Source organism: Paenibacillus wynnii, assembly GCF_000757885.1.
GTDB classification, from domain to species: Bacteria; Bacillota; Bacilli; order Paenibacillales; family Paenibacillaceae; genus Paenibacillus_AQ; species Paenibacillus_AQ wynnii.
The window spans coordinates 556,745-582,292 of the sequence record NZ_JQCR01000001.1; the positions used below are offsets into that span (position 1 = coordinate 556,745).

At 44.8% G+C, this 25,548-nt stretch carries 37 protein-coding genes and 1 pseudogene; 2 read left to right on the forward strand and 36 right to left on the reverse strand.

Annotation, left to right across the window (positions count from 1 at the left end; all coding sequences use genetic code 11):
- Position 1: 1 nt before the first annotated feature.
- From sat to PWYN_RS02765, 7 genes and pseudogenes are all read right to left on the reverse strand, one after another.
- A complete protein-coding gene (gene sat / locus PWYN_RS02745) occupies positions 2–1,171 on the reverse strand; it encodes a sulfate adenylyltransferase (protein WP_036648031.1) in 1,170 nt (389 codons plus the stop codon).
- A gap of 40 nt (positions 1,172–1,211) precedes the next feature.
- The gene (locus tag PWYN_RS02750; RefSeq protein WP_036648033.1) at positions 1,212–1,904 is read right to left on the reverse strand and encodes a phosphoadenylyl-sulfate reductase; all 693 of its coding nucleotides are present in this window, start codon (positions 1,902–1,904) and stop codon (positions 1,212–1,214) included.
- A 222-nt stretch (positions 1,905–2,126) separates the two neighbouring features.
- Entirely contained in the window at positions 2,127–2,285 is a 159-nt protein-coding gene (locus PWYN_RS30550) for a spore coat protein (protein WP_420805713.1), read from the reverse strand.
- A gap of 53 nt (positions 2,286–2,338) precedes the next feature.
- Positions 2,339–2,398, reverse strand: a pseudogene (gene rpsI, locus PWYN_RS30555) (30S ribosomal protein S9); the annotation flags it as partial.
- A 125-nt stretch (positions 2,399–2,523) separates the two neighbouring features.
- On the reverse strand, positions 2,524–2,874 hold the full coding sequence (locus PWYN_RS02755; protein ID WP_036648034.1) for a hypothetical protein: 351 nt from the start codon (positions 2,872–2,874) through the stop codon (positions 2,524–2,526).
- Positions 2,871–3,143: a YolD-like family protein gene (locus tag PWYN_RS02760; RefSeq protein WP_036648036.1), complete on the reverse strand. Its 273-nt coding sequence runs from the start codon at positions 3,141–3,143 to the stop codon at positions 2,871–2,873. The genes PWYN_RS02755 and PWYN_RS02760 overlap by 4 nt, the downstream gene beginning before the upstream one ends.
- A 136-nt stretch (positions 3,144–3,279) precedes the next feature.
- Positions 3,280–3,501: a helix-turn-helix domain-containing protein gene (locus tag PWYN_RS02765; RefSeq protein WP_036648039.1), complete on the reverse strand. Its 222-nt coding sequence runs from the start codon at positions 3,499–3,501 to the stop codon at positions 3,280–3,282.
- Positions 3,502–3,948: 447 nt separating this feature from the next.
- Here PWYN_RS02765 and PWYN_RS30560 point away from each other — a divergent pair, with 447 nt between their 5' ends.
- On the forward strand, positions 3,949–4,191 hold the full coding sequence (locus tag PWYN_RS30560) for a DUF7667 family protein (RefSeq protein WP_052087695.1): 243 nt from the start codon (positions 3,949–3,951) through the stop codon (positions 4,189–4,191).
- The gene (locus PWYN_RS02775) at positions 4,188–4,415 is read left to right on the forward strand and encodes a hypothetical protein (RefSeq protein WP_036648041.1); all 228 of its coding nucleotides are present in this window, start codon (positions 4,188–4,190) and stop codon (positions 4,413–4,415) included. The genes PWYN_RS30560 and PWYN_RS02775 overlap by 4 nt, the downstream gene beginning before the upstream one ends.
- A gap of 250 nt (positions 4,416–4,665) precedes the next feature.
- On the opposite strand, the gene PWYN_RS02780 is transcribed toward PWYN_RS02775, so the two are convergent.
- The 29 genes from PWYN_RS02780 to PWYN_RS02915 form a co-directional block, all read right to left on the reverse strand.
- The gene (locus PWYN_RS02780) at positions 4,666–5,130 is read right to left on the reverse strand and encodes a hypothetical protein (RefSeq protein WP_036648044.1); all 465 of its coding nucleotides are present in this window, start codon (positions 5,128–5,130) and stop codon (positions 4,666–4,668) included.
- 10 nt (positions 5,131–5,140) lie between these two features.
- The gene (locus PWYN_RS02785) at positions 5,141–5,794 is read right to left on the reverse strand and encodes a hypothetical protein (protein ID WP_036648046.1); all 654 of its coding nucleotides are present in this window, start codon (positions 5,792–5,794) and stop codon (positions 5,141–5,143) included.
- Positions 5,760–6,947, reverse strand: a complete 1,188-nt coding sequence (locus PWYN_RS02790) for a hypothetical protein (protein ID WP_036648048.1) — start codon at positions 6,945–6,947, stop codon at positions 5,760–5,762. Before PWYN_RS02790 ends, PWYN_RS02785 begins: the two co-directional genes overlap by 35 nt.
- A gap of 241 nt (positions 6,948–7,188) precedes the next feature.
- Positions 7,189–7,467 (reverse strand): holin, encoded by a 279-nt coding sequence (locus PWYN_RS02795; RefSeq protein WP_036648050.1) that lies wholly within the window; start codon positions 7,465–7,467, stop codon positions 7,189–7,191.
- Between the two features lie 12 nt (positions 7,468–7,479).
- Entirely contained in the window at positions 7,480–8,397 is a 918-nt protein-coding gene (locus PWYN_RS02800; RefSeq protein ID WP_036648052.1) for a peptidoglycan recognition protein family protein, read from the reverse strand.
- Between the two features lie 3 nt (positions 8,398–8,400).
- Positions 8,401–8,799, reverse strand: coding sequence for a hypothetical protein (locus tag PWYN_RS02805; protein WP_036648054.1), 399 nt, complete (start codon positions 8,797–8,799; stop codon positions 8,401–8,403).
- Positions 8,800–8,922: 123 nt separating this feature from the next.
- The gene (locus PWYN_RS02810) at positions 8,923–9,156 is read right to left on the reverse strand and encodes a hypothetical protein (RefSeq protein ID WP_036648056.1); all 234 of its coding nucleotides are present in this window, start codon (positions 9,154–9,156) and stop codon (positions 8,923–8,925) included.
- On the reverse strand, positions 9,153–10,373 hold the full coding sequence (locus PWYN_RS27745) for a collagen-like domain-containing protein (protein ID WP_036653896.1): 1,221 nt from the start codon (positions 10,371–10,373) through the stop codon (positions 9,153–9,155). The genes PWYN_RS02810 and PWYN_RS27745 overlap by 4 nt, the downstream gene beginning before the upstream one ends.
- Positions 10,370–10,657 (reverse strand): hypothetical protein, encoded by a 288-nt coding sequence (locus tag PWYN_RS02820; protein ID WP_036648058.1) that lies wholly within the window; start codon positions 10,655–10,657, stop codon positions 10,370–10,372. Before PWYN_RS02820 ends, PWYN_RS27745 begins: the two co-directional genes overlap by 4 nt.
- An 85-nt stretch (positions 10,658–10,742) precedes the next feature.
- Complete coding sequence (locus PWYN_RS02825) at positions 10,743–10,901, reverse strand: CD1375 family protein (RefSeq protein WP_157261068.1); 159 nt, start codon at positions 10,899–10,901, stop codon at positions 10,743–10,745.
- A 23-nt stretch (positions 10,902–10,924) separates the two neighbouring features.
- Complete coding sequence (locus PWYN_RS02830) at positions 10,925–11,326, reverse strand: hypothetical protein (protein WP_036648064.1); 402 nt, start codon at positions 11,324–11,326, stop codon at positions 10,925–10,927.
- 12 nt (positions 11,327–11,338) lie between these two features.
- On the reverse strand, positions 11,339–12,280 hold the full coding sequence (locus tag PWYN_RS27750) for a hypothetical protein (RefSeq protein WP_052087696.1): 942 nt from the start codon (positions 12,278–12,280) through the stop codon (positions 11,339–11,341).
- A 2-nt stretch (positions 12,281–12,282) separates the two neighbouring features.
- Positions 12,283–14,760 carry a Gp37-like protein gene (locus PWYN_RS27755; RefSeq protein WP_052087697.1) on the reverse strand — a complete coding sequence of 826 codons (2,478 nt, stop codon included), beginning with the start codon at positions 14,758–14,760 and terminating at the stop codon, positions 12,283–12,285.
- Positions 14,761–14,763: 3 nt separating this feature from the next.
- Positions 14,764–15,426 carry a hypothetical protein gene (locus tag PWYN_RS02845; RefSeq protein ID WP_052087698.1) on the reverse strand — a complete coding sequence of 221 codons (663 nt, stop codon included), beginning with the start codon at positions 15,424–15,426 and terminating at the stop codon, positions 14,764–14,766.
- A gap of 12 nt (positions 15,427–15,438) precedes the next feature.
- Positions 15,439–16,296, reverse strand: coding sequence for a phage tail family protein (locus tag PWYN_RS02850; RefSeq protein WP_036648066.1), 858 nt, complete (start codon positions 16,294–16,296; stop codon positions 15,439–15,441).
- Positions 16,297–16,308: 12 nt separating this feature from the next.
- On the reverse strand, positions 16,309–18,786 hold the full coding sequence (locus PWYN_RS02855; RefSeq protein WP_036648068.1) for a hypothetical protein: 2,478 nt from the start codon (positions 18,784–18,786) through the stop codon (positions 16,309–16,311).
- A gap of 120 nt (positions 18,787–18,906) precedes the next feature.
- Entirely contained in the window at positions 18,907–19,914 is a 1,008-nt protein-coding gene (locus PWYN_RS02860; protein WP_157261069.1) for a hypothetical protein, read from the reverse strand.
- 102 nt (positions 19,915–20,016) lie between these two features.
- A complete protein-coding gene (locus PWYN_RS27760; protein WP_052087699.1) occupies positions 20,017–20,493 on the reverse strand; it encodes a hypothetical protein in 477 nt (158 codons plus the stop codon).
- Between the two features lie 63 nt (positions 20,494–20,556).
- Positions 20,557–20,760: a hypothetical protein gene (locus PWYN_RS02870; RefSeq protein WP_036648075.1), complete on the reverse strand. Its 204-nt coding sequence runs from the start codon at positions 20,758–20,760 to the stop codon at positions 20,557–20,559.
- Positions 20,712–21,170: a hypothetical protein gene (locus tag PWYN_RS02875; protein WP_036648076.1), complete on the reverse strand. Its 459-nt coding sequence runs from the start codon at positions 21,168–21,170 to the stop codon at positions 20,712–20,714. Before PWYN_RS02875 ends, PWYN_RS02870 begins: the two co-directional genes overlap by 49 nt.
- 70 nt (positions 21,171–21,240) lie before the next feature.
- The gene (locus tag PWYN_RS02880) at positions 21,241–21,798 is read right to left on the reverse strand and encodes a major tail protein (RefSeq protein WP_036648079.1); all 558 of its coding nucleotides are present in this window, start codon (positions 21,796–21,798) and stop codon (positions 21,241–21,243) included.
- A gap of 2 nt (positions 21,799–21,800) precedes the next feature.
- Positions 21,801–22,139 (reverse strand): hypothetical protein, encoded by a 339-nt coding sequence (locus PWYN_RS02885; RefSeq protein ID WP_036648082.1) that lies wholly within the window; start codon positions 22,137–22,139, stop codon positions 21,801–21,803.
- Positions 22,136–22,573, reverse strand: a complete 438-nt coding sequence (locus PWYN_RS02890) for an HK97-gp10 family putative phage morphogenesis protein (protein WP_052087700.1) — start codon at positions 22,571–22,573, stop codon at positions 22,136–22,138. The genes PWYN_RS02885 and PWYN_RS02890 overlap by 4 nt, the downstream gene beginning before the upstream one ends.
- Positions 22,574–22,915: 342 nt before the next feature.
- Entirely contained in the window at positions 22,916–23,257 is a 342-nt protein-coding gene (locus tag PWYN_RS02895) for a phage head-tail connector protein (protein ID WP_036648084.1), read from the reverse strand.
- A complete protein-coding gene (locus PWYN_RS02900) occupies positions 23,241–23,441 on the reverse strand; it encodes a hypothetical protein (RefSeq protein ID WP_036648087.1) in 201 nt (66 codons plus the stop codon). Before PWYN_RS02900 ends, PWYN_RS02895 begins: the two co-directional genes overlap by 17 nt.
- A gap of 355 nt (positions 23,442–23,796) precedes the next feature.
- Entirely contained in the window at positions 23,797–24,549 is a 753-nt protein-coding gene (locus tag PWYN_RS02905; protein ID WP_276203401.1) for a major capsid protein, read from the reverse strand.
- A 23-nt stretch (positions 24,550–24,572) separates the two neighbouring features.
- A complete protein-coding gene (locus PWYN_RS30255; protein WP_276203399.1) occupies positions 24,573–24,836 on the reverse strand; it encodes a major capsid protein in 264 nt (87 codons plus the stop codon).
- A 52-nt stretch (positions 24,837–24,888) separates the two neighbouring features.
- The gene (locus PWYN_RS02910) at positions 24,889–25,146 is read right to left on the reverse strand and encodes a hypothetical protein (RefSeq protein ID WP_240479660.1); all 258 of its coding nucleotides are present in this window, start codon (positions 25,144–25,146) and stop codon (positions 24,889–24,891) included.
- A 102-nt stretch (positions 25,147–25,248) separates the two neighbouring features.
- Positions 25,249–25,548, reverse strand: a 300-nt coding sequence (locus PWYN_RS02915) for a phage scaffolding protein (RefSeq protein ID WP_036648089.1), incomplete at its 5' end; no start/stop codon positions are given.

Sequence of the window (25,548 nt, forward strand, 5' to 3'; positions counted from 1 at the left end):
ATTATGAGGTTACTTCCTGAGACATCCCCTCGATCAGGATCTGTGCAACCTCAGGGCGTGTAAATTGCGGGGGAGGACAAATGCCGTCACGAAGCAACGCACGTACTTTAGTACCGGATAGCGCCATGTGATGCTCCTTGGAGTGAGGGCAGGTTTTGTTAGAGGCCATGCTCTCACACTTTTGGCAAAAAAAGCTGTGCTCAAAGAATAATGGAGTGATATCCAATTCCTCTGCAGTAAAATTAGCAAATATCTCTTGGGCTTCATAGGTTCCATAGTAATCGCCAACACCCGCATGGTCACGGCCCACTATAAAGTGAGTACATCCGTAGTTTTTACGTACCATAGCATGGAAGATAGCTTCCCTTGGTCCAGCGTAACGCATTGCCGCCGGAAAAACACCGAGAAACGTTCGATTCTCCGGGTAATAATTCTCTAGGAGGGCAAGATAGCTTTTCATACGGACATTCGCAGGCACATCATCCGATTTCGTCTCACCTACCAACGGGTTAAGGAATAGAGCATCTACAATCTCCATTGCGCACTTCTGGATGTATTCATGAGCACGATGGACAGGGTTACGTGTCTGGAAGCCTACAACGCTTCTCCAGCCCTTCTCTGCAAAGATGCGGCGTGTATCCGCCGGATCAAAATAAAACTCCCCAAATTTCTCTGGCTGTGGGCGGTTAAGAACCGTTATTGGACCTCCAACATAAGTGTTAGGTCTAGCCAACAGTTTGCTTACTCCGGGATGCTCAGGATCCGTGGTTTTAAAAACATTCTGTGCTTCAATGGTTTGATCTACACTATAGATGCTCTCAACATCCAGCAATCCGTAAATCACGCCATCATCTTCACCAATCAATGACACTTTATCTCCAACAGAAAGACTTAAGGCAACTTCGTTCGTTACAGCTAATGTAATCGGGATACTCCAAACCGTTCCATCGGCTAATCTCATACTTTTAACCACAGAGTGGTAGTCAGCCTCATTTAAAAAACCGGTAAGCGGAGAGAAAGCACCCACACCAATAAGATCTAAATCAGATAAAGTCCATGTATTAAGGGCAATAGATTTGTAGTTGGCGGATTGCTGAAGCAGCTGTTCACGCTCTTCTCCCTTTACTACACGCTGTACAAGTGTTCCTCCATGAGGAAGTATTGACGTCATTTCGATTCTCCTCTACATTGATGTCACGGCAAAGTATGCCTTATTTGTGGAGTCCACACTCCGTCTTCTCTGATCCTGCCCATCTTCCTGCACGTGGATCTTCTCCCGGCATAACTGCACGAGTACACTGCTCGCAGCCGATACTAGGGAAATTACGATCATGCAGAGGGTTATAAATCACATCATTCTCACGGATATATTCCCATACATCTTCTGTTGTCCAGTGAGCAATAGGATTAAATTTAACTAACCCAAATTTGTAGTCATACTCCACCTTTTTAGAATTGGCACGGGTTGGTGCTTGATCACGGCGGATTCCTGTAATCCATGCATCATATTGAGAAAGGATGCGGGTTAGTGGTTCTACCTTACGAATGGCACAGCACTGGTTTGGATCTGTATTCCAAAGGGCTTCCCCATATGCAAGTACTTGCTCCTCTGGGGTGATTTTTGGTGAGACCCGAACAAACTCTAAGCCGTATTTCTCTGACATTAAATCTCTGGTTTCATAAGTTTCCTTAAAGTGAAAATCCGTATCCAAGTAAAAAACATCGGTAGACGGGCTAATTTTGTGTAGCATATCGACCAGAACCACATCTTCAGCACCGAAGCTGCAGGCAAATGTTATATTAGGGAAAGTATCAACAGCCCAGCGGATTATCTCTTCCGGGGAGGCATTCTCCAGCTCTTCAGCCTTCACTTTGATTAAAGCCTCTTTCTCCAACAAATTCATCGTCGTTCCTCCATCCATGATTGTGTTTCTTTAATTCCAACTAATTTTATATGAATTATATTTAGTATATAGTTTTCATGGAGGATGGTCAATGATATTAGTGCTTTGATAACCTTTACAATTTAAAAAACCCTTTCCATTATGGAAAGGTTTTTCTGAAACCACTATATTTACTGAACATTTGGCAATGATAACGCCTTATCTGCACTTTGAAAATCGATTTCAATTTTGTTGTGCAGGATCATACGCACTATAAAATCCTTTATTGCTCATGTAGTTGAATAAACGTTCTTGTAGAACCACAGCTTTACTGGATTGGGTACTTAATATATTACGTACTTCAGGAGTTGCGAACTCGGAGCTATATTTTAGAAAATAAATAAGCCCTTGACCATAAAGGCCAAGGGCTTAATTTCCTTGATAAACAAGGGATATTAACGTTTCGAGAACTGAGGAGCACGACGTGCTGCTTTCAGACCGTATTTCTTACGTTCTTAAATAATGATTTACGATTTGTTCAGATTACTATATATAATAGGAAGTTTTTATTTTAAGATTCGGATTATTTCCGATATGTTCAGTTATAAATATGGTCAAAATATGGTCGCGATTTATTTCACTAAAATCTTTTTGCGACCATAACTCTTTCCCAAACTGCCAAGTAGAATATCGCTCTGTTATCTCGAACCCAAGGGTTGGAAAATTGCTTGGTCGGTTCTCCGAAGATCGGTTCTAATAGATTGAGTACACTTGCATTTGGCAATAGATCAAAGTCCACTACAGAGACAGCAAGTGCACCCTTCTGATACATGTTAAATGATACACAATAACTAATATTAGTACTCTCATCTACAAAATTGTATTGTTTAGATTTATCCATAGCTTTTCTTATTGTCTTCAAAAGTGTCTTTTCTACACTTCTGGAGATAGGCACAAACTTTGCAGGTACTGTCATTAAATCAAGATTCATGATAGTACCTCTTCCACCTTCAATATATCTCTAAAGGGCACCTTAACAACATCATCATGTCCGCGTCTGACATGTATCTGCTGCTTATCTCCATCAAGTTTTACGACAGTACCTTTAATAGTACCTTGTCTCCAGACAAGCAGGATCAACGGCTTATCGTTTTGTTTGGCCTCCTGGAGCCGTTCGGCAATTTCTTCCTGAGTAAATTCATCAAGCTTTGGACGATCATTTGTTTTACTTTTTGCTGATGGTTTTGGTATAGCTGTCATAACGCATCACCCCTTCGAACATTCGTTCCTATATTATACACGAATAAATGTTCGCATTACAATAGTCTGAAGGAAATAATATGAAACTAGCAAGGTAAGGAAACTTTTCCTGAACAAACAAAAGAGCCGTCCAGGTTTATTCCTGTGGCGGCTCTGCTACGTATTCAATCAATTCTGATATGTCTTCCAAACTCAACGCAATCATGATCTTGTTCAGATTCTCAATCGACCAATGTTTTGATTTGTTATTGACCATATCATTCACTGTATTCCATCGAATATCGGCTAACTCACTAAGTTGCTTCGTGTTAATCCGTCTCTCAAACATCAGTTTTTCGAGTTTCAGCTTATATCCCATTTCATCACCCTTATATAATATACATCATTTTTCGTTGCTTATACAACAATTTTAGTTGTCTATTCATCTAAATTAGTTGACATTCAACTATATTCGTTGTATAATAAAGAAGTAGAGAGGAGGTGAACGCATTGGATAAAACGAGAAAAGAAAGGCGTAAAGAGTATCAGGTTGAAACAATCAAGACTGTGACTGCAATCATCGTCTTGATTAACTCGATACTCACCCTCATCGTCCTGCTCACCAAGTAGGAAAACCCAAAACCTCGGCCCCGAAAGGGGCTAAGGCGTTGGGGATGAAATACAAGGGGCGCCTTTCCTCTCGATTATAACACAACGATAAGGAGCGATGAAACGTGACCGTCAAACAAAAAATCACCTCGGTTATGACCTATGCCGCCCTAACAATAAGTATTGCGAATATCATCATCCTAATGGTGAAATGGTAATGCTGCCCGCTCACCTGCGGCTGGCTGAGTTATATCACACTCAGTCAGCTGGTCCACTTACTTTGGAACATGCCGTTGAACTCCAGCAATGCTTACAGATCAACGCCCGGTACTGCTCGGACACCCTGGAGTTGCGGCAGCTCTCCAATCTGGCCACAGCCACACAAGATATCGGATGGCTGAGTGAACTCCGGATCCGTGAAAAAGCCCTGCGGCTGACCGGGAGGGCACCAACATTATGAAGTGGGATGAGTTGAAGCCGGGGTTGCCTGTGCGAATCACCGCTGGTTATCATGCAGGCAAAACTGGCAAGGTACTGGCCGTTGGAACGTTTGAAGGTGGGCCCTATCGAATTGGAGCCCTGGTAGATATTTTGGAGCCACTGCTGGTGATCGTGGGGCCTGAAGCGCTGGAGGAATTGCCGGAATATCCCCTGCTACCTGGATGGGAAGAGTTTGAGGTATAAATGACAAAATACCCCGCCGACCAATTTAAGGTTGACGGGGTATTTGCTGATGCTTTCGGACTGCACGTTCGGTGCTTCCGTTTCGTGTAAGAGAATAATATCATGATTGGGACATTCTGTAAATGACCCATTGGCCTATATTCACTCAATTGGGACACTATGTATATGAACTCAATAACAATTGTTAAGGATAATTTGCCCTAACATAAATATACCTCGCTGAGCGGCGAGGTATCAGGATTTCAAATACTTATTTCGGTGCTTCCGGCGGTTTCTCTGGTTTATCTCTTTCAACGTTATATTCTTCATTTATTTGATCGTATTGCGCCTTGAATTTCTTATACTCATCTAAAGATGGTTCACTATTTCCGTGTAAATATAAGAGTATGTCTTTAAGGAGAACTATTAATTTACTGACATTTCTTTTTTCTTGCGAAGATCGCTCATGATAATTCACAAATGCATCCCAGGTATTCAAACCGGTCAGTATTGCACTAAGTAGTATTGCTGAATACTTTCCAAAATCACCCAAGAAACTCCATCCAAGAACTACCGCAATAAGTGAAGTAAGTACAATAATTATAATTTTGAGTTTTGTTGATTTGTTATTAAGCTCTTCGCCTGATTTGGAACCTTCTTCAATTTCAATTGTAATAAACTCTGCTAGAGCACTTAATTTTTCCGCAACTTCCTTATTTTGATTGTTCTCGCTCAATTAACACCTACTATCTACGTAAATAACGTGTACAATTTTGAATAATTTTAGCTGTTCTTTCTGAATGAGAAGGAGTAGTTTGATTAGCTTTAACGAATGCTTTTAAATGAGTACTGGTGGTATCCCCTTCATCGTCAAGCAAATTCAGTGATGAAGGGGATTTTGACTTTAGCGCGTTTGGCAATCCCTTTATTGCCTGAAGAGTAGAGTTAGGATCTTGAATCGTCCTAACTTTGGATTCATTTGAATAAGAAAATAAAGAATAATCAATAAGAAAGTAAATTTTAATAAAAGGGATAATATCAGGTAGAAGATATTCTTTTCCACATTCTTCACATATTAATGCTTCATCACTTTCCTCATCAATATCCTCCAACAAGGTAGGATCAATGAAAATCCTAGTAGAGATGCAAGATGGATATGAACATTCAAAAAAATAAACTATATTTAATATATCTCCTGACTGTTCAAAACATGAAAAGACCCTAAGTGACTCCTCTAAAGTTACTTTATTATTATGCGAAAATTCATAAGGACTTAGGTAAGCAGTTCGATTCTTCACTCTTTCAGAAATGAAATCAGAAAAAATTCTTACCATACCTATATCAAATATTTTATTATATTCAGAATCATTGTAAATTTGCATTAATTTGCTGTAAAACATAGCGCTCTTTATCCCCCCTCCTAAAGGTCGTATTTCTATAATAATTAAGAATTATGGAATCATTTCTAGATTCCATTCTAACTAGAATAGAGTCGGGCTCCCCATTCTTGAGCCAAGGAAGGTACCAACTAAATCCCGCCTCGTAAAGTTCTCTCTCTTTAAAGATCAACTCTTTAAGATGCCAATAAATTTTGGAGCCATATATAGGGCCAGAGTCATCGGTTCTAGAGGATGCCCTAGTTGTTAAGCCTTCTCTAAACACAAATCGAAAAATCCAACCTTTTTCAAAAACCGATCCTCTTATTTTTGTGCTTATTTCTTGATACAGCACAGCTTTAATTTGTTGTATGTAATCACCTGTTATTGTTCTAAGTCTCATTGTTGTTAGAAACTCTTTAATTTTATCTTCGGTTTCCGGTGGTGTGTGAGCATTTAGAATTTGTTCGGCTTCAAGACTCAACTCTTCAAAAAGATTGAAAATACACTTTCTAGCAGCAGTTTCGTTTAATGAGTTAATATTAATGCGAAGAGGTTCAAAAAGTAATCCTGAAACAGAGGTTGCACAAAGTAAATTTTTCAATTCAGAAATTATGGCAAGTGGCTCTTTTGAAATTCTCTCAAGTTGGGATAAGTTAAACCTAAATGATACTAAATTATGTAACAAATCAATATATATTCCTGCATAGACATCCTGCTCTTCAAATTTCCTCGTTCGGATAGTGTCAATCTTTAATAACATTTTAATCCCAATTAAATGATTGTCCTCAGTATCTAATCTCAATGTTAATAAAGAACTGCCCGATTCTTCCGTTAATAACTTATCCCAATTTAATGAGCTGTTCTCGTTAAAAAATTGAGTAATTACATCAGTTGGAGTATTAAAATCATGGACGAACTCGCTCAGCCGATATACAAAATGATAGTTCATGTTGGAGTAATACAAATTTTCAAAGAGGAACTCGTCTACTACTCTGGGTGTTAAATTTCCGGTTACAAGTTCCTCGGTCATAATTTTATGAATCATTCTATAACGTGCTGCCGATGTTTTCCCCTCTTCACCAGCACGTTTATTATAATTGGGAATATCGTGTGACTTGAATAAATTATAGTATTGATACTGATAAAGGTTTTGCAACATTGGTATTGTTATCAATTATTTAACCCCCGGCTTCTACAAATATTACCATAATAATCTCTTATTATAGGAGATTTGACAACCGGAACGTCTATTCCTAACTTATAGTCTGAAAATAATTTCATTCGTCAATAAGTTTATTATCTTCGCCTTCAATACAAATAATTGATTTATACACAGTATATACGAACATACGTTCCTTTTCAATATATTACCCACCAACCGAAGCTGGTGGGCGAATTCGAAAGCGTTTGGAGATCTACTCTTTAGTCTTACCATCACGCTTATTAAAAGCCAGTTCAAAGAGCCCTGTCGCTGACAGCCCTGCAAGTCCACCAGCCCATAATCGCAACGTCAAGTCCAAATCTGTGAATGCATAGGATATTGCCCCCACAAACAAGCCCACCACAAGCCCCACCAAGGGTAGTAGATTCTTGGGAATATTAACAGTCGTCTTTACCACTTGAACTAGCGCCAGTACGAACACAGCGAGCACAGAGGCGAATGAGAGCACATTGTTTAAAACTTCGTTATTCATTAATAATTCCTCCTATTCGATCGGCATCCCTGCAGCTCGCCGCAGGTGATTTGCCCTATTGTTAAAGTAAGCCATTGCTGTTTTATCGCCTTTTATCCTAGCTCCTTGCCATCCGGATGAGAGCCACCGGAATATCAGCTCTTGAGCATTAGACTTGGGCAGTTGCTTAAATGGAGCCTTTGCGCCTGGCTGTAATGGCATACAGGCAGCCATCCGAAGGTTATCGGCTAAGTTATGGAAGTGTGTCGCTCCTACCGCATCGCCAGCCTTATGTGCCTCAAACCATGCCGGGGATACGTAATTATCGATCAGCAGCTGAGCCACAACGGCAGGCAGTTGTATAGCCGCAGGCGCGACGATAACTATAGGCTGCTCTTGCATCTCTGCAGCCACATCATAAAGTAAGTCTTTGAGCGTCTTACCTGCAGTCTTCAGCGCTTGATCGATGTCTCGCTTACGGGATGGATCCAACTGCTTATGACTTGGGATATGCAACAGTGGATTTAGTCCCCACTTGTCGCAGCAATAAGCCATGTACCAAACAAACCTCTTATACGCCTCCTCAAAGACGATCTTACCTCCATAGCAAAGTTCCACGCCCAGGGCAATGTCATTCGCGTCATCCCCAAAGAGCTTGTTGTCAGTGATTACGTTGTATAACACATGCCATGCTTTTTCGGCAGGATCCGGACCGGTTCCCGTTGGTATGATCTCCAGTATCTTTTTATCATCAATAAAAACCTGAGCAGAGGCTGATCGATCTTTGAGATTTTGAAAGTAAGTAAAATGGTTATCTGCAGACGCTCCTGGATTACCTGTATCGTGAGCAACTAAAAAGCCCGGCGTACCAGAGGTTAACCTGGTGCCGGGCCGAACGCTATGTCGCTTATCAATATAACGCCGTTCGATTGGATATTTGTCCTTGATCATTATTTACCTCCCTAAAAATTGATTAGCTACAATGACACCAATGGTGATGCCGATAATATATTTGATCATGTCCATCCAGGCTTTACGTTCTGACCCACTATCTTTGTTGGCCTGCTGAAGCAACGAGAATATTTTGCTTTCTAGGCTATCGAATTTCCCCATGATGGCGCTGAACTGGATCTCCATCTTGATCGTGGATTCCTTGATCTGCTTGATGTTCTCCTCGTGCCGGTGATCGTTCTCTTCTAGTAGCTTAAGCTTCGTATTAGCCGTGACATTCTCAGCTGCCAAACGCGTAAACTCGTGGGTCAATGTAGACAACCCCTCCTCCACATCCTCCAATCGTTGTAGTGGCACTACATCATCAGTCCCTCCTTGTTGATCTGTTCCCCCATCTGCCATCTGACCCATCTCCCTGTTCTCGATATACGAATAAAAACACGCCCCGGAGAGCGTGCCTGTGTTTAATATGGTACCTTGTCACGGGTTAGATCGTTGCCCAACTTTCTTTCCTCTCTGCGATCGTTACTGATAAACTTGCATCGCCATTTCTGCTAAAACATCCTCCACAAAATCTCCGCGCTCAACTTGCACCTCAATACGTGCATTGGCGAGGCGCAACTGTGTCTCCAGCGCAGCTATACGCTCGGCGTCCATCGGCTCTATAACTGGCTCCGGCTCTGCTCCTTGCGCTGGCTCGTCCGGCAGCTCTACCAATTCGGACTCTCCGGTCTGCGCGTTATAAACTAACTGCATCATGCACTGTACACCTCCACGATAGAACCATTAGCAACATACGCCGCAGTTAATGGTGCGTAAAATCCCACCTGAAGGGCAGTAAATGGTGTTGGGTTCTCAGTATATATTCTGCCTATTTTGTTGTCGGTACCTTGTGCCGCGGTATTGTCGTTGTACTGGGCTACGTAACTGGTCATTACTGTGCGTCGGCTACGTCTAGCGTCGAATGATATGTCCAAAACCACACCCCGGCTACCCATTCTGCCAGTAGAATAATTATTACCGCCTAGCGTGTTCGGGAATAAGTCATTCAAAAAGGGCCAGTCACTCGGGCGAATATCCCAGCCGTAGTTTTTGTCGTCCTGGCTACTAAACAGCAGGCATTTTACCGCGGCTTTTGATTGTGACCCCAGGTTGTCCAGCAAGAAACTTTTGATAATCGCTCTTTGAAAGTGAAAGCCATATGGTTTTGCACCTAGCGCCGTGATATTCACTGCAGCGCCTCCGATTGTCAATGATAACTGAAACGTGTCAGCTGTTGCGTTGACTACGTAGTGAATCGTCTGTGTTATTCCTGTAGGGTACACAGCACCGTCGGTTGACTGACCCTTATTCCAGGCTGGGAATACTATCATACCGTTTGTCAGACCATGGGCAGCTGCCGTAATGGTGCTCGTTCCGGTGTCTATTGCTGTATGTTGGATAACCGGGTTACCGTTGTAGGTGTAGGAAACCAGCAGAGTAGTACCACCACCCGAACCTGACGTACCCGGAATACCTTGTGGTCCGGGTTCACCTTGGATACCTTGTTCTCCGGGATCTCCTTTGTCGCCCTTTACACCTTGGATACCCTGAGCGCCTGTATCCCCTTTGTCTCCCTTTGGACCTGTTAACCCAGTGTCACCTTTAGGACCAGTGGCTCCTATTAATCCTTGAGGTCCTTGTATGCCTTGAGCTCCGATTTCTCCCTTATCGCCTTTAACTCCTGCTGCTCCGGTTGCCCCCTGAGGACCAGTATCACCGTGATCTCCCTTGGGACCCATAGCACCAGTCAGTCCGATTGGACCCTGTACGCCCGGAATACCTTGAGGACCCACGGGGCCTGTCTCTCCAGTATCACCTTTTGGTCCTTGTGGTCCGGTAGGCCCCGGCAATCCACTACCGCCACCGATGCCTGTACTAATAACAATCGTCGCTGGCCCCGGTCCCGGTGTTACATTGATTGGAACGTCGCTCATTGTGTCACATCCCTTGCAACGTTGATGGTCATCGTCACACTGCTAAGAGTTATCTCGCCTACAATACACTGGATATCGGTAAACAGAGTGCCAACTGGCCATTCACTGGTGTCGGATACCGTCAGTAAAAATATATCTGCATCGTCCGTTTCGGATATCGATACCTCAGACACTAGCCTACCCAAGCTATCACGCACTTGTGATCGTAGATCAGAGAGCGAAACTCCTGCCCACTGAGCTGTATATATAAAGGTGTCTCCCCGTTTTATGGTTAGGTCAGCCATCCTTGTGGCCTCCTTGTAAAAAAGATAGCCCCCGGATCGACTCCGAGGGCAAAATAAAAACGCCTCAATGGGCGCTGCTGTGAAACTATTCTTCGGTTAAGTATTCCAGGTCAGAGTCGATTAGAATTTCTTTTACTGCTGGTTTAAGTGTGCTTGGTACATCTTTATACGCCGTCTTACCCAAGATTACACGCTGTGCAAAAAACATCGCCATCATATCATCACCTCCCTCCAATTTTGACATGATCCAAATCACCACTCCGACAATCACTGATATACCATCAATGCCATTTCGGCAATGAGCTCCTCCATAAAATCAGAGCGATCCGACTGAGCTAGCACTTGTGCCTTCAGCAACGTCACTTGAATCGAAAGCGCTGGCTGAGGCGGTGTAAACTCACCAGGCGTTTCAGGGTCAGGGTAACTGAATAACAGTTCTTTCTTATTAGGGTCAATGCCTGTTAAGCGGCCTTCTATGAAGTCTTGGGCGTATGCACCGTAATCCACAGATATGACATCAACCGTATCTCTAACCCGTTCAGATAGACTCACGTATAACTCAAATTCTCTTTCTATTGTGATTTCTTCCACATCGCCGGAACGCTCTCCAGTTATTTGAACAATAGTTCCTGACGTTTTATCAAAGTATACACGTCTTCCAATTTCCATTCTTACGACCCCCTATTCGATTGCTAACCAAACCACAGATATGCCATTAACATAAGAGCCCATATTTATATACACATTTGTGTTCGTAGGTTTACTCGTGTGATAGTCCCACGGTTCAGATGAGTAACCGTCAAATTTAACCCATGTGTTATTAATCCACGCTTTAGCATATGCCCCACTTGAACCGATACTTTGGGCGAGTAAAACAGAGGGTACAAAGGTCAATCCGAGATGGATCAGACCCGACCCCCAAGCTACGGTGCCAGTAGCTGAACGTCTGCCCGCTACAGCTGTACCCGTTAAGGATATACCTGCTGCGGACGAAAATGTTTTCCCCGTTAGTACGTCGGATGCTACTGCAGTACCCGTTACAGCCGAAACTGTGCCGCCTGTAGTATATCCTGCGGGGATTGTTTGAGCCACTGTACTAGGGGACTTGTTCTGCGCACCGTTATTCGGCATACTCCCCGCAATAACTCCGGAGTCTGTTCCTAATGTATATCCGGTCAATACTTGAGCAACTGCTGCTGTTCCATACTCACCTCCTTCACCCTGTAAGATAAAATTTCCAGTGGTTGAATTGTACCTGATGGTATAGATACTCCCCGCCTTCAAGCTACCACTCACCAGCGCGCCTCCATTGGACTTCAGCACCGGTTTAACGCCAAGACCGTTTACATTTATCGTTACTGCTCCTGTATTTAAAATAGCATTTTTGAACGCAACAGGTAGCCCATCAACATAAGCTGTTGCGGCAGGGTTAAGAGTGACTACTTTGGCATTTGCTGTACCTGTATCCGGTGCATAACGAACATGTGAGGTATCCACCACATGAGTATCAACAGTCTGTCCATTGCTTGCAGTCACATTCCCCCCTTTTGTAAGAGGAAATAAATTATCCCATGCTGTATTTGCGCTGTTGCGTTGTGTCATTTGAAAGTTCTTATCTGCCATTATTAAACCTCCTTATACCAAAAATCGCCCGATAATGGGCTTGTTGGTGCTAGTGTTGCCATGGTTATTTTGGCCAAATTCGTAGGTTTGCTAAGTACATTCGCCCATTCCACGCTATCGGCCACAGCCGCTCCTGGTTCCCCCTGATCCCCTTTAGGACCCTGAGGGCCGGTTAATCCAATGTTCCCCTGTGCACCAGTGTCTCCCTTTGGTCCAATTGCACCGGTGTCACCCTTCACTCCTTGTAATCCTTGGAATCCTTGTGCCCCTTGTGGACCTACTTCCCCGATGTCTCCCTTCACGCCTTGGATGCCCTGCAGACCCTGAATCCCTTGAGCACCTGTCGCACCCTTGATATTGCCTCGAAGCGTCCACACTGCTGCGGCTGTTTTTTCTCGGATATCCCACGTTGATGTATTAATGTGAAAATCTCCACTGACTCCAAGGGTATTCGCGGGAACAGCTGTGCTTGAATACCATGTTTTTCCGTCAGCACCCTGCGCACCAGCCAATCCCTGTATCCCTTGTATCCCTTGTATCCCCTGCGATCCTGTGTCTCCTTTCAAACCTTGCACACCTTGTAGTCCGGTATCCCCTTTTTCACCTTTTAAGCCAATGGTTACATTTACCGTTTCAATGTATTCGACCAGTATATCCGTCCCGGTCATAACACCTACAGGAATTTCAAAGCTCGTAGCTGAAGTCTCTACCAAGGCAGCGTTCACTTGCTTCTGACCGTGCAAATACCAGAAAAGCGTATTTGTTCCTGGATTATAGCTACCCTTTGTTAAATTAAATAGGGTTTGCCCAGCTTGGACCGTAAAGATTTCCTGTTTAATCGTGATGCATTCCGGATTACTATTGCCGTGCAAAGTTCCGTCCGAAGCTATGGTTAAATTATTACCTACCTTCACGGCGCCTAAGGTTGTTATCGTAGCAATATTGGTAGGTCCCGCCGGTCCCTGGGAACCCGTATCGCCTTTGTCCCCTTTTACACCCTGAATGCCCTGATCTCCTTTAGCCCCCGCCGATCCGGTCAGTCCTGTATCTCCTTTGGGTCCCTGAACACCGGTTGCTCCAGTATCACCTTTTACGCCTTGAATGCCCTGCGGCCCGGTATCACCTTTTGGACCCTGGACACCTGGAGCGCCCGTATCTCCTTTAACACCAACAAGGCCCTGCGCACCCTGGATACCAGGATCTCCTTTAAGCCCCTGCGGCCCAACAGCACCCGTATCCCCCTTTGGCCCTTGTAGACCTTGAGGACCTGTTGCTCCGGGATCTCCCTTAGGGCCTTGTAAACCGATTGGACCTGTGTCGCCCTTGGGACCCTGCGGTCCTGCTGGGCCCTGTTCTCCTGTGCCCCCAGATTGTGACATGATCTGCGGGCGTTTTATTTCGCTCTGCAACTGACGGACTACAGTAGTGATGGTCGGGATCTCGTCACCAAACTGCACCTCTACTTTATAATCCTCTTCGTAGATTTCCCGCACTTCAGTGATGCGGGTATCCATTGAAACACCCCAATGGGCATCCCGTAGAGTAACGATGTCACCTAGGAACCAGTCCTGCTCAAAAATGAAACTACCCGTCTCCACCACAGCACCCTCAAAGGTTTGCACACGCTTATACTCCGCGAGCTTCTGTTGACCTATGGTGGTCAGCTCATCGACATCCTCTGCGCTTGAAGCATCGATGTATACCTCTCGGCGTTCAATTCCCGTGCCGGCACCAACGGCAAGCACAAGCTGATCCGCTTCCTCGCCTTTTCCCGCAGCATAACCTACATTCCTGAATTGACTATCCGAATCCACAAACTTTTGACTGGTGACATTTTCAAACTCCGTCGAGAAAATAACGGGCGGGTAAATGTCTTGCTTATCGGTGATATTCCGGCCCGTCAGTATGTCGAAAGTGACTCGTTTCGTCAGTACATTCAAACTTGTGAACCAACCCATATCGCAGAAACTCGCAATCTGACCGGTTACCCCTAGTAGTGGCTCATACCTTGTCTGCCAAGGCGTTTCTATTCCTCGGCCTTGATCTGTGGCAATATCAAAAAACGGAATCTTCCGCGCGGCGTAGATGCCGGTTGCGTAAGTTCCGTTGACAAGGTGATTATTCACATAATGCTTCATGACCGTTTCTGCCGGCCCCCGAATGCGATCATAGGTATCGGACACCGTGACACGTCGGTCCAGGATACCCCCTAGTGTCCTACCTTTTACGACAACAGTCTCGATTCCCTGCTCTGTAAGGTACAACTCCCGGCCCTCAATCATTCCGGATCGTTGGCCGTCATTATCAATCATTATGAAACAATCTTTTTGAAGAGCATCAGCATATTGTTTATTTACGGCGATGTGCAGTTCAAATTCTCCTTCACGGTAAAAACGCCGTGTAAACTGCAGGCTTTCATGGTTGTCAATTTCACCAATCCAATTGAATTCGATGTCGTAAATGCGTACGATTCCAGCCACAGCTTACACCCCCGTATGCATCCAAACATCACCCGCTATAGGGTTTGCTGGTGCTGTATCCCCTACAGCAAGCCGATTCCCGACCGTATTCTGTATGGTTGCAAACCAGCTATCCCAGGCAGACTGTATGCTGGCTAAAGAGCTGTTCCAGACATTCCACATTTCTGCTGCTGGAATGCTAATTAAGCTCGATACCAGGCCAGCGGATGTAAGGCGCTCATCGGTGATATCCGCCACAGATAGTGTAGTTGCCCCTTTTCTAACATGAATTTGAGCTAGCCCTAATTCTTTGACCGTGGCTGTAATTGTTAATGCGGGCACCACAGGGTTACTTGCTGCGATTCCTTTCTTAATGACAACCTTAATCTCTCGGGCAACCTCGTCAAATCGCAACGCGACCCGATCAATACGGTCAAGCATGGTGTCTGCTGGCGCAAGGGTTTTGATCAGCAACGAATCATTATGATACATGTACCCCCGAATCAACGCGTAGCCACTCTCAATGCTGCAGTTTAAACCTGCGTCTGTTACTACACGTAAGCCCGCATTGCCATTTTCAGTATACAAGCCGTCCGACAAAAACAATCCAAAGTACTCAGCATAGTCGGCTGCTGTATATTCCCGAATATCCGATTCCGTGGAATTAAAGAACCTGAACTTCTCCATATGTCACCCTTTCTACGCCCCGAAATATCGGTTGCGATAATTAATAGATATCGCAAACGGTTCAATTCCTTCTGGGTCGTCGCTTGTGTATTTCACAATATTATCCCCAGGCTGCAAACTCCAAAGGGAACTGTTTGGATCTATCCAGTGGAGCACATTAACTTTGGATCCGTTTGGCGCTTGGATCTCTACACGCTTATTACCGAAATGCGTGGTAATCGTGAGTTTGTCCCCACTAAGTAATACTCGGTTTACTTTGATATACCTATCAATACTATGATTAGTGATACAAGGGTTTGTGGCGGGTCCATAGATTTCAATCCTTACCGGAGTATCAACATCACCCTCATTTATCACATTTACACTCTTTGCCCCGCGGGTAGCGAATTGGTTCGGAAACCGAACCGGAAAACTCAGCCCACCAATCCATGTCGCAATAAGATCCGAAGAATCAAATTCATCCAGTAAATACGGATCCGGACAAAGGAACGAGGCGGTGAACAACTGGTTATTTGCATATCGTTCCCCCCATATAGGGCCCGATTCAGCAATACCACCAATCGTATAGGCCCTGTCATCATTTTGATAAACCAGTTGTCCCATTATTTTTGGGTTAAGAATTTGAGACAGTTGGCGACGAAGGGCATAAAGCTCATCCCTACTATTTGCCAATATCGCTCCCTGGATAGAGAGCAAACGGTCTTTAATCGCTACCCGGTACACCGTAGATCCATCCTGGAAAGGACCAGTCGTCTTCCGGACATCCGTATCCACACTTCCTATTCCATCAATATGTGAAAGAATAAAAGGTCGGAGATTCTCAAAGACAACCTTACCCCCTCGGTCATTCGTATAGCTTAATTTCTGCATTGTTCCTCCTCCCTACACAAGTGATTGTGCTGCTAAACGTGCCGCTCTAGAAATATCAGATGGGGAAGTCACCGGCGTATTAAATGTTTGGCTGACCGATACTACTGTGCCCTGTACCACTGGTGGAACAGAGTTGACCGCACCTTTAGCCTTTTGCTCAGCTGCAGCCTTTTTGGCGTCAGCAGCCTGATTAAGAACGGCCATTGCTGAATTCCTAGCGGCGTCGATCTGAGAGTTAATACCGGCAATCAAGCTGCTGATCTGATCCACTTTAACCTTGAAACCTTGGTACATCTTCTCTCCCAATGTCTGACCCGTGATATGGTAAGAGTCACCAAAATCCGTCAGTAACTTCAGAATATCCTTCTGCTGGTCTTCAATAATCATTTTCTCAGCTTCAGCCTGCAGGTTTTTGGCTTCCAATAGTTTTGCATAATGAGCCTGCGTATCTATGAGTTGTTTTTCCAGAGAAGCCTTCTGAGCCTCATAGACATTATTAATCCGGACTTGGTCCGCTTCGTAATCAGCTTCCATGAGTTCCTTCTTGTCGAGCAGTTGCTGCTTAATGGCATCGGTCTTTGCCTTTAGCTGATCTTGCAGTGTTTTCTTCTCTTCGTTAAGAACATCTTTCTTATCAGACAACTGTTCTTCCTGACGCCGCTTCTCTTGCTCAGCCAGGACCCTATTTAATTCCTTTTGAAGTTGTGCCCGATTGTAATCGTCATGCTCGTAATCAATTTTTGAAGTAAGTTGTCCAATTTTCTTGGCATCCTCAGCATCAACATCGGCTCGATTCTTCTGCTTTTGAGCATCTTCAAGGGCATCCAATTCCGCCTGAATCGCATCGATTTGAGCATTGAGCACTCTGTCCAGTGCGGCAATTTCAGCTTCTGAAGCATCCTCAGCAGCTTTTACTCGGGCTTTGTAAGCAGACTGGACAACTTCAAGTTGTGCCTTCTTCCACTCCTCATTTGCCGCCTGCGCTGCTTTAATGCTGTCTTCTTGTAATCGTTTCTCTTCGGTGTACTTTGCTTTGAGAGCATCCTGAACGCCTTTAGCGAGGTCATTGATACCATCGATTTGAGCTTTTTTCGTGTCCTCAGCGTAATCCTTTTGCAGTTGCAGTCGTTCATTTGTGGCCAATCGGATTTCCTCAGTAATTTGTCGCTCAATTCCCCTTTTCTCAGCCGCGGTATACCTATCATCAGCAAGTACTTTTGCTAGATAGGATTTATTTAAATAGATTTGATCATTATATAGTTTGTCCTTCAGCTTATAGGCTTCAGTATCGGATAAATTCTCACGAGCGACTCGATCCTCATAAGCTGCCTTTAACTGATCGCTTACATATTTAACAGCATCTGTACGGGCCTGTTTCTCGGCAGCAATCTTTCTCTGAGTGACTTCAAAAATCATATCATCAATTTGTTTACGTTCTTCTGCAGAGTCGGCATATAATTTCCGAATCCGTTGTAACCGTTCAATCTCCTGCGCCTCATTTAATTTACCAAGTGTCACAGACCTGTTGTAATCATCTAGCGCTTTCTCTAAGGACGCGTCACCCATTGTCTTCTTGACTGCATAAATCCGTTCTTCGATATCCATCCGCTCGTCGCCAGTCTTCACATACTTCGATTGGATGTTTTGGAGCATCTTCAGTTCCTCCGCCACGGCGAGCTGATCAAGGGCTTTCAAGTGTTCCAACTTCTTGTAGGCTTCATCTAGTGCCGTGTTTTCGTAGGCTTTAGGGGTACTTGTCTTTGTCTTAGGGATGTCAGGGTACTTAGGTGCAATGACTGGGGTAACTCCATATCCCTCGACTTTAGTTGGATCGGGAGCTTCGACGAGAGCTTGTAAAGCAGCCGCTTCTCCGCGTAACCTCGCAAGTTCATCGTTCATTCTTTTCAATGCTGCTTCAGCCAACCCCGAACTTCCGGTTATGTGTGTAATGGCGGTTGCTATCATAATAGCGGCCTCTTGCTTAGCTATGGCTGTTTTTGTTTCTTGGCTAGCCGATATTGCTTTTACTTTAATGCTTGCCCATTCTAGTGCAACCTCGCGCTCCTTAACAATGAGAAGGCCTTGAATAGCATCCGCGTTTATTCCTACCGCTGAAGAAAACTGAGGAAACTGCTTGGCTAATTCTTGTTGAGCTGATGTCCAGTCTGCCGTACCTTCTTTCGCTGCCTTATATTGCTTCAGTAAGTTTTTAGACTGAAGGATTTCAGCTGCTTTTACGGCTACTGTACTTGCACTATCGCTAACTTGGGAAGCAGAAAGAATTTTTGACTTTTTAACCGCATCGTCTATCGCTTTGTTTAAATCCATCTGTACATCTCTTAGTTTTTGCGTGGTTACCGCAGCAATCTTCCCGTTCTTGTCAATAAAATCCAGAGATATTCCGAACTTATTGGCTGTCTCTTCAAGATCTTTCATGGAGATATGCAAATCGCGAGCAGCAGAATCCAATGCGCCGATGTTATTACCCATAGCAGCTGAATCGCTTTCGGCAGCTACGCTAGTTAAAGCTTCGTAATACCGGATCAGTTCATCGATGGCGGCAACCTTTTCTTGATAGACATCTATTTCATTCTCTTGAATACCCTTTTCCTAAACCCGTTGTAGATCATCTTGAGCCTTTTCTAATTCTTCAGTTGCAACCCTATTGTTGTGGATAGCTACTGTAACAGCGGCGAATGCAGCAGCAACTCCTGCAAGGATGAGGATCACAGGGTTTGTAACTAGACCTATCATGGCAAGCTTTGCTGCTTCCGTAGCAGCTCCGAAAACAGCAATCAATCCCGTAAAGGTTGCGCCTAATGTTGTAATTGCCGCCACGGCCTCAGGATTATCTTTAACAAAAATGCCGATGGTATCAATAACTGGCTTAATCACACCTACCAAAACTGATAAAACAGGTATTAGTGAAGCTCCAAAATTCTGCGCAAGAACCAACGTGGAGGCTCCTAACGCTGCCTGCTGTCCTGAGAAAGTTTGTGTGTATAAAGCAGCATTGCCTAGCTGATGCTGCGTTTCTTTCATAATGCCGTTATACTCGGCCTGCCGCTTCTCCGCTAGGGTTAACTCCATATATGACTTGCCGAGTTCTTTAGCGTATTCTTTCCACATCACCGACACATTCTTGGTTACACCAGCATTATCAACGAGAATTGAGTTCTCATTTTTTAGACCCTCAGTAGCTGACTGAATGGCATACCCAAATGTGAGTGAGGCTTGCCGTCCAAAGGCAGCTGAGTCCTTGAAGCGATTCATGATATCAACGGCTTCTTCAAGACCAAACCCTCGTGATAATAGATTTTTAAGTCCAGTAGCAGCATTGGAAACTGGCATTAAACCATCTGAAGTTAATTGAGCCATTGCCTTTTGCAAACCAGACACGCTATTACCCGTATTCTCAGCTATTGATTTCAAGCCCAACATGGCGTTTGTTGACTCATTATAGGCGGATACGCCTTTCATAATTGCCGCAACGATCATAGCAAATGCAGCAGCGCCCACTACACCTGTTTTCGTATAGGCCGCTTGGAGTTCTTCTTGGTCAGCCGCTCGGCGGGTCTGGTCTTGGAGACGCTGCAATTCCCTTCTTGCCTGTTCCATCCCTCGCTCCAGCGCATCGGTGCGTAGTCGGATGTTTACTATCATATCGCCTAAATCCATATTTCCACCTGCCTTTTTGACAATAAAAAAGAGCCTTTCGGCTCAATCGATTACAATGTATCGTTCTCCCTGTGAAACAAGCCTCTTTTTACATGTTGGACATGTGACCCCAGTTTCATTGCCTATAATGGAAATGGAATGGCTGCAAGAAGGACAGATTAGCTTTTTAGAATTCCTCATATGCAATGCTCCATATATAGGCATGCCAATTGAGGCTAAGATAAGAGGGATACCAAGCAAAGCTCCTATTCCAGTTAAAGAGAGCACTATTCCAACTGGAATTCCGAATATCAGGCACCCTACTCCAAATACAAAACCTTCTTTAGTTTGCTTGAATTTATCGGCATCGTTCAATTCAGACTTTTGCCCTTTTTTTCTCTCTAAATGTTCCTTGAAATAATCGATTGTTTCTTCCTTCTCGTAAGGAATAGCATCTTTAATCGAGGCGTTGCAGTTTATACAATACATATCAGAACCATTATTTTTAGTACCACACTTAGCACAAAGCTTATACGCCATATACATTCCCCCGGCACAATCAAATTTTGAATCTATTGTACCAAATAAAGGAATAGCGGGATATTAGAAAAGTTCATCAGCAAAGACTTCTTCATCGTTCGGTTTCTCTGAGGGCATCTGCATCTTATTATGCTCCTGGAGGATTACCATAAACTCATCGAGATAATAGTCTTCTAGTAATGCCCGCTTCCCAATTCCGATAGACTGGGCTGCGGCAATTATTTTTTGGAGCCAAGCTTCAGAGCCGCCAGCGGATTTGCTTTCCATCCCCCCATCATCATTTTGATTTGGACGAAAAAATCCGTCATATCATTAACAGCCCAAAAAGCCCGCAACACCTCCAACAGTTCTTTCGGTGTCAAGTTGTCCTGGAGATGTTCAAACTCAGTATCGATCAGCTCCGCCACAAGCCGCAGGAACTGCTCCGGCACTACACGCAGCAATCGGGATACCAACTGATACACCGTATCTTCGTCAATGGCCTTCAGCTTGTCGAGGACCTGATCGGGCTTCATCCCCGGAAACAATTCCTTCAGCATGATCTCAGGCAGGTTCTCTATAGCATGCAGAGCTTTGATATATTGACCGAGTGGTAGCTTCTTCACCTTAATCCCGTGCAGCATCTGATCTTGTGGCAGGGAGGCGGTAATACTTTTGTCTCTCTTAAAATTGAACATTTATTTACCTTCTTCCATCGTAATTTTACAAAGAGAAAGAGCCCGACAATAGCCGAGCTCGATTGTTTATTTATGCAGGGATAGGAGTGAGTGTTTCCAACCAAGTGAGATCCGCAGCCGTTGTGGTATCCTTCATGTCTTTTACCAGGTTGTTCTTTTTCACTTGAGTAACCTTGCCTTTAATCTCAATCGCTGTAGCAGAGTCTCCAGTACCTTTAGTATTGACTGCATCAGCGATGGCAGAGCATCGAAGAGCGTAGACCTTGAACATCCGGTAATTTCCGTCAGAAGTGAGCGCCTGAAAAGAGATTCCAATCTCAGGAGCTACGTTATCCGCATGGAAGGAATAGACCTTCGATGTTGTATCGTAGGTTCCACCTTCGAAGTGAGCCCGGATCTCCAGAGGCAGTTCCGCAAGTGTAAGTGTAAAATTGAATCCATTCAAATCCGTTCCTGCTTCATAGACAGAATCATCCGCGTTAATGGACCAATCAGAGGAATCTGGTTCCATGCTGCACGTTTGGGCACCTGAAACGGGTACCGCCACACCAGCTGTATATCCTGTGGCATCATTCTTAGTAATCGGGAACAACTTCAAATTCTTAAAACCTTTCAAAATCTTAGCCATTGTCAGGCCTCCTTCATAATGGTATATCTCAGAATCTTTCGTTTCACTTCACCAGACAAGTCATCCGTTCCAAATGTACGCCAGAATCCCATACCCTTCATAAGCTCATCCACGCCCTGTGAGAGAGGTTCAATTTGTTCCGTACCATTTCCCCAGACTTGGATATAAAACTCGATGTATGCCTCTGCCGCTTCGTCGTCGCTGGCATTAGCGTCTTGGTTAGTCGCTTCATAAAAGGTAATGGACGGCAACGACGGCATAGACTCCGGGTAATCGGTTGTAACCGGGTAGCCCAGTGTTTTTAAAGCCTCTTTAATAGTCGGCTTCATATTAGTCATCATTTTGCTAGCAGCCTCCTCAGCTCAGCGGCGACCGCGTATTTAACGTTGTATTCATTTCTCCGAAGTGCCGGGAGTAGGAACGGCTGCGGTTTCATCCCTTGGGTGGTTACCCACTTGCCGTTTGGCAGTTTAAATCGCCACGGTGTTTGTCGGCCCTGGCCGTTGGAGGCATGAATACCGGTACCCAGCTCCACATAAGGGGCATAATGGACGTTGGTCCCAACCTCACAAACAATTTCATTTCCTCTGTCGATAACCTTGCGACCTATCCGCGCTCTTAGATGGCCTGTATCACCAACCGGTGCAAGCCGCTTGGCATCCCTTTCCACAATAAGCCCGCCTTTATCCATAGCCTTTAGGGATAAAAGTTTCACATCTTTGCCTGCTCTCAGTAACTTTGCCAAGGTGTCTGATATATCGATCTCTATCTCCACCGTTACCGCCTCCTCAGCAAGCACTCATAATGTTCAGGCCAAGGGGTAACACTCACTACAATGTAATCTGGCTCACCCTCTCGATTTGTCAGGTACGCTCCAACTCCTTCTACCAAACTGTCATTGGGCCGGCAGAAAATCCGGTCTTGGCAATCCAATTGAAGGCCATACTCCTGCAGTGCTAGAGCGCTACTAAATGGCTCCTTGTATGCTTCGGTGTAATCCGAACCCGACCAGACCGTAACCTCTCCACCGTGCGGACCGTCCTCCAATGTGCTGGACTTGAACCACAACTCAGCGTTTTTGATTAGCGGAAAGATAGTGGTAAAGTACCCGCCCCTATCATAACGTCCTCATCCGGCGGTAACGGTTAAGCTGCGGACGAAAGGCATCAATCATTTGATCAATGCCTCCGCCGCTTTTGTTGTCAGCAAATTCTGTCCGGACTCCCCCGACCGTGATTGCCTTAACTGTCCGCTCTGTGTTGGTATCCATTTGCTGGCTCCGGTATCGTTTAAGAGTAATCTCTATTGCCACATCCTCTAGCCCAGGCGGTAACTCCGAGAGATTACAGTAATTCAGGATTTTTCGTACCGTGCTATTCAGTAAATATTCAAGGAGATAGTCTTGATCCGTCGCTCCATCCAATTCCAATCCCAGCAGCAGTTTAAGATTTCTCAGCATCGGGATCAGCTCCCTTTTCCTTCTTTGATGTTACGGCGGGTGCTGTCGCTTCGTCCATAGCGAAACCCCGGGACCGAAAGTAGCCTAACGCTTTGGCATCCTCCGTTTCACCAATGCCATTTTCAAAGCGGACCCCCGCGATCACTCCGGTAAATTTCTTATCAGCCGCCTTAACCTTTGGCATCTTACTCGTCCTCCTTCGCTTTCTCCGCTCATGGATGGCTTCCTGGATCACTGCTAGCACTTCATCTTTCTTGCTTGCTTCCCCCAAGATCGATATTGTTCTCCTTAGCGTAAGCTTTAAGAGCCGGAAGCTTCATTTCTTCCAGAGATACGTCTGCCTCATCAAATTCCGGCACATCATCACGGCGGATTACACCGTCCTTAATAAGGCATCGATTTCAGTAGGTAAGATATGAATAGATTCTCCGGCTTTATAAAACCGTTTGTTGTACTTGGCCCCGGTAATCAATGGAACTTCAATACGTTCTCGGACGCATATCATCCTTTCAAAAAAAATAGGAGAGGCTAAGCCCTCCTTAAACAACCTTGGCAATAAAGATGTTGTCGATAGTCTCAAACGACGGCAACGTGATCGCTGAAACAATTGTTTCGACGTTCACAGGGTGCGGCTGTTTAATAGTAGTGATAGCAACGCCGGTGTTAACAATAGAAACTTCTGCGCTGGTTGCACCGCTCATCAGGTCGGCTTCTTCTGGAGTTGTACCAAACCATGTTTTTCCCAAAAATCCATCCGGAATTAACGTGAAGTAATCATCTGGGTAGAATAAGTGATTGCTGCCATCTTGCAGAGCATACTTCTTGTTATATACTGCGATGGTCACTCCCAGTTTAGTCTCCAAGTATTGCCGCATAAGCGCATCAGTCATAATGATGTTTTGTCCACCCAGCGGATTCATGTCCAAGCGGATTTTTTCATTTGCCAAGATGTTATTCCATGTTTTACGGGTACAAATTGCCTTAGTTGGCCGGACACCTTGCTCATCTTCGATCGTATCCTGCCACTCCTTAATATCTGCAACGATATTAGCGGTCGGATCATCCCATTTATCTGTGCCTGTGAGAGTGGTCTTGTGTCCCGCCTTCATCTTGTAATCATAATCCAGATCGATCCGATTAGCAGTGATTCGAATCTTGCCAGAAGAGAGGAGTTGCATGCGCATGCGTTCTGCATTGACTTCAGCTCCGCTTACCAGGCTGGCTCGGTCATCATAGATCTGTTTGATCAGAGATTCGACATAAGCGCCATTCTGAGACTCTAATAGTCTCATCAACTCTTGGCGGTCCTTCTCTTTCAGGAGCATAGCTTCACGGAAAACGGCATTTCAGTCTCTACTTTGCCAAATCCGATTCGATCCCTCAATGTAGCCTTTGTATCAAATTCTGAAGGCATCAGAGCGACTGGCAATCCACCTGCACCTTTGATCCACCCGAGATCAAGTCCTAGTTTCTTCGATGCTGGGAACAGCGTGGCACCCAAATACGGGATTGTGTTTGATGGATTAGCAGCGATATAAGCCGCGATCTCTGGAGCTCTTACTAAATCTTGAATATTCATAGTTAATTGTCACCTTCCCTTTCTTAGTCGATGAATGCGATCTGCTTCAATGCTACAATTTCCTCAGCGGTAGGAGCAGTCGGGATTTTATTTTTATTAATGAACCCATGAAGAACAAGAGCACCTGGAGCCGGACGGACGTTACATCGGTATCGTTCAAAAGCACGCCCTCGGCGTTCGATACCCCTGTTGTAGTGGTTGCTTTAACAGCGAGTACAGTATCGTCAGCAAGAATTCCCCCTCCAAGGATGGTGCCAGCACGAACAATTTTCTTGCCGTCAGCATTTGCCGTAACGCCAGCGTTACTCACAGTGATTGCTACCGCGACATAGTGATCAGGGAATTTAAGAATTTCTTTTTGTTTCCGTATGTTGTTTCTATGAATTTACTCATTTTGATTTATCCTCCGTTCTTATTTGAAATAACTTTCTCGGGCCGTATCCAGCCCTTCATTACCTTTAGTGGATTCAGCCAATTGCTTTCCAAAGTAACCGACCTTCATCACCTTGATCGCCCTTGACTGATCCTTACCATCCAACAGTGAGCGTCCCTTTAAATTTGAAGCCTCCACCGCCGCCCTTATCCTCGTTTTAAACAAGTAGGCATCCGACGTTTGTAAAACTTTGAGCTGATCGTCCAGTCCAACCACCTTACCGTCATCGCCGATGACCAACTTCCCTTTATCAATCAGCCCGGTAACAACCTTTTCGTT

Coding starts and splice junctions, on each gene's coding strand:
- sat (WP_036648031.1), bottom strand. CDS start 1,171: ATGACGTCAATACTTCCTCATGGAGGAACACTTGTACAGCGTGTAGTA.
- PWYN_RS02750 (WP_036648033.1), bottom strand. CDS start 1,904: ATGAATTTGTTGGAGAAAGAGGCTTTAATCAAAGTGAAGGCTGAAGAG.
- PWYN_RS02755 (WP_036648034.1), bottom strand. CDS start 2,874: ATGAATCTTGATTTAATGACAGTACCTGCAAAGTTTGTGCCTATCTCC.
- PWYN_RS02760 (WP_036648036.1), bottom strand. CDS start 3,143: ATGACAGCTATACCAAAACCATCAGCAAAAAGTAAAACAAATGATCGT.
- PWYN_RS02765 (WP_036648039.1), bottom strand. CDS start 3,501: ATGGGATATAAGCTGAAACTCGAAAAACTGATGTTTGAGAGACGGATT.
- PWYN_RS30560 (WP_052087695.1), top strand. CDS start 3,949: ATGCTGCCCGCTCACCTGCGGCTGGCTGAGTTATATCACACTCAGTCA.
- PWYN_RS02775 (WP_036648041.1), top strand. CDS start 4,188: ATGAAGTGGGATGAGTTGAAGCCGGGGTTGCCTGTGCGAATCACCGCT.
- PWYN_RS02785 (WP_036648046.1), bottom strand. CDS start 5,794: ATGTTTTACAGCAAATTAATGCAAATTTACAATGATTCTGAATATAAT.
- PWYN_RS02795 (WP_036648050.1), bottom strand. CDS start 7,467: ATGAATAACGAAGTTTTAAACAATGTGCTCTCATTCGCCTCTGTGCTC.
- PWYN_RS02800 (WP_036648052.1), bottom strand. CDS start 8,397: ATGATCAAGGACAAATATCCAATCGAACGGCGTTATATTGATAAGCGA.
- PWYN_RS02805 (WP_036648054.1), bottom strand. CDS start 8,799: ATGGCAGATGGGGGAACAGATCAACAAGGAGGGACTGATGATGTAGTG.
- PWYN_RS02810 (WP_036648056.1), bottom strand. CDS start 9,156: ATGATGCAGTTAGTTTATAACGCGCAGACCGGAGAGTCCGAATTGGTA.
- PWYN_RS27745 (WP_036653896.1), bottom strand. CDS start 10,373: ATGAGCGACGTTCCAATCAATGTAACACCGGGACCGGGGCCAGCGACG.
- PWYN_RS02820 (WP_036648058.1), bottom strand. CDS start 10,657: ATGGCTGACCTAACCATAAAACGGGGAGACACCTTTATATATACAGCT.
- PWYN_RS02825 (WP_157261068.1), bottom strand. CDS start 10,901: ATGTCAAAATTGGAGGGAGGTGATGATATGATGGCGATGTTTTTTGCA.
- PWYN_RS02830 (WP_036648064.1), bottom strand. CDS start 11,326: ATGGAAATTGGAAGACGTGTATACTTTGATAAAACGTCAGGAACTATT.
- PWYN_RS27750 (WP_052087696.1), bottom strand. CDS start 12,280: ATGGCAGATAAGAACTTTCAAATGACACAACGCAACAGCGCAAATACA.
- PWYN_RS02845 (WP_052087698.1), bottom strand. CDS start 15,426: ATGGAGAAGTTCAGGTTCTTTAATTCCACGGAATCGGATATTCGGGAA.
- PWYN_RS02850 (WP_036648066.1), bottom strand. CDS start 16,296: ATGCAGAAATTAAGCTATACGAATGACCGAGGGGGTAAGGTTGTCTTT.
- PWYN_RS02855 (WP_036648068.1), bottom strand. CDS start 18,786: ATGGGTAATAACATCGGCGCATTGGATTCTGCTGCTCGCGATTTGCAT.
- PWYN_RS02860 (WP_157261069.1), bottom strand. CDS start 19,914: ATGGAACAGGCAAGAAGGGAATTGCAGCGTCTCCAAGACCAGACCCGC.
- PWYN_RS27760 (WP_052087699.1), bottom strand. CDS start 20,493: ATGGCGTATAAGCTTTGTGCTAAGTGTGGTACTAAAAATAATGGTTCT.
- PWYN_RS02870 (WP_036648075.1), bottom strand. CDS start 20,760: ATGGAAAGCAAATCCGCTGGCGGCTCTGAAGCTTGGCTCCAAAAAATA.
- PWYN_RS02875 (WP_036648076.1), bottom strand. CDS start 21,170: ATGTTCAATTTTAAGAGAGACAAAAGTATTACCGCCTCCCTGCCACAA.
- PWYN_RS02880 (WP_036648079.1), bottom strand. CDS start 21,798: ATGGCTAAGATTTTGAAAGGTTTTAAGAATTTGAAGTTGTTCCCGATT.
- PWYN_RS02885 (WP_036648082.1), bottom strand. CDS start 22,139: ATGATGACTAATATGAAGCCGACTATTAAAGAGGCTTTAAAAACACTG.
- PWYN_RS02895 (WP_036648084.1), bottom strand. CDS start 23,257: ATGCTGAGAAATCTTAAACTGCTGCTGGGATTGGAATTGGATGGAGCG.
- PWYN_RS02900 (WP_036648087.1), bottom strand. CDS start 23,441: ATGCCAAAGGTTAAGGCGGCTGATAAGAAATTTACCGGAGTGATCGCG.
- PWYN_RS02905 (WP_276203401.1), bottom strand. CDS start 24,549: ATGAGACTATTAGAGTCTCAGAATGGCGCTTATGTCGAATCTCTGATC.
- PWYN_RS30255 (WP_276203399.1), bottom strand. CDS start 24,836: ATGAATATTCAAGATTTAGTAAGAGCTCCAGAGATCGCGGCTTATATC.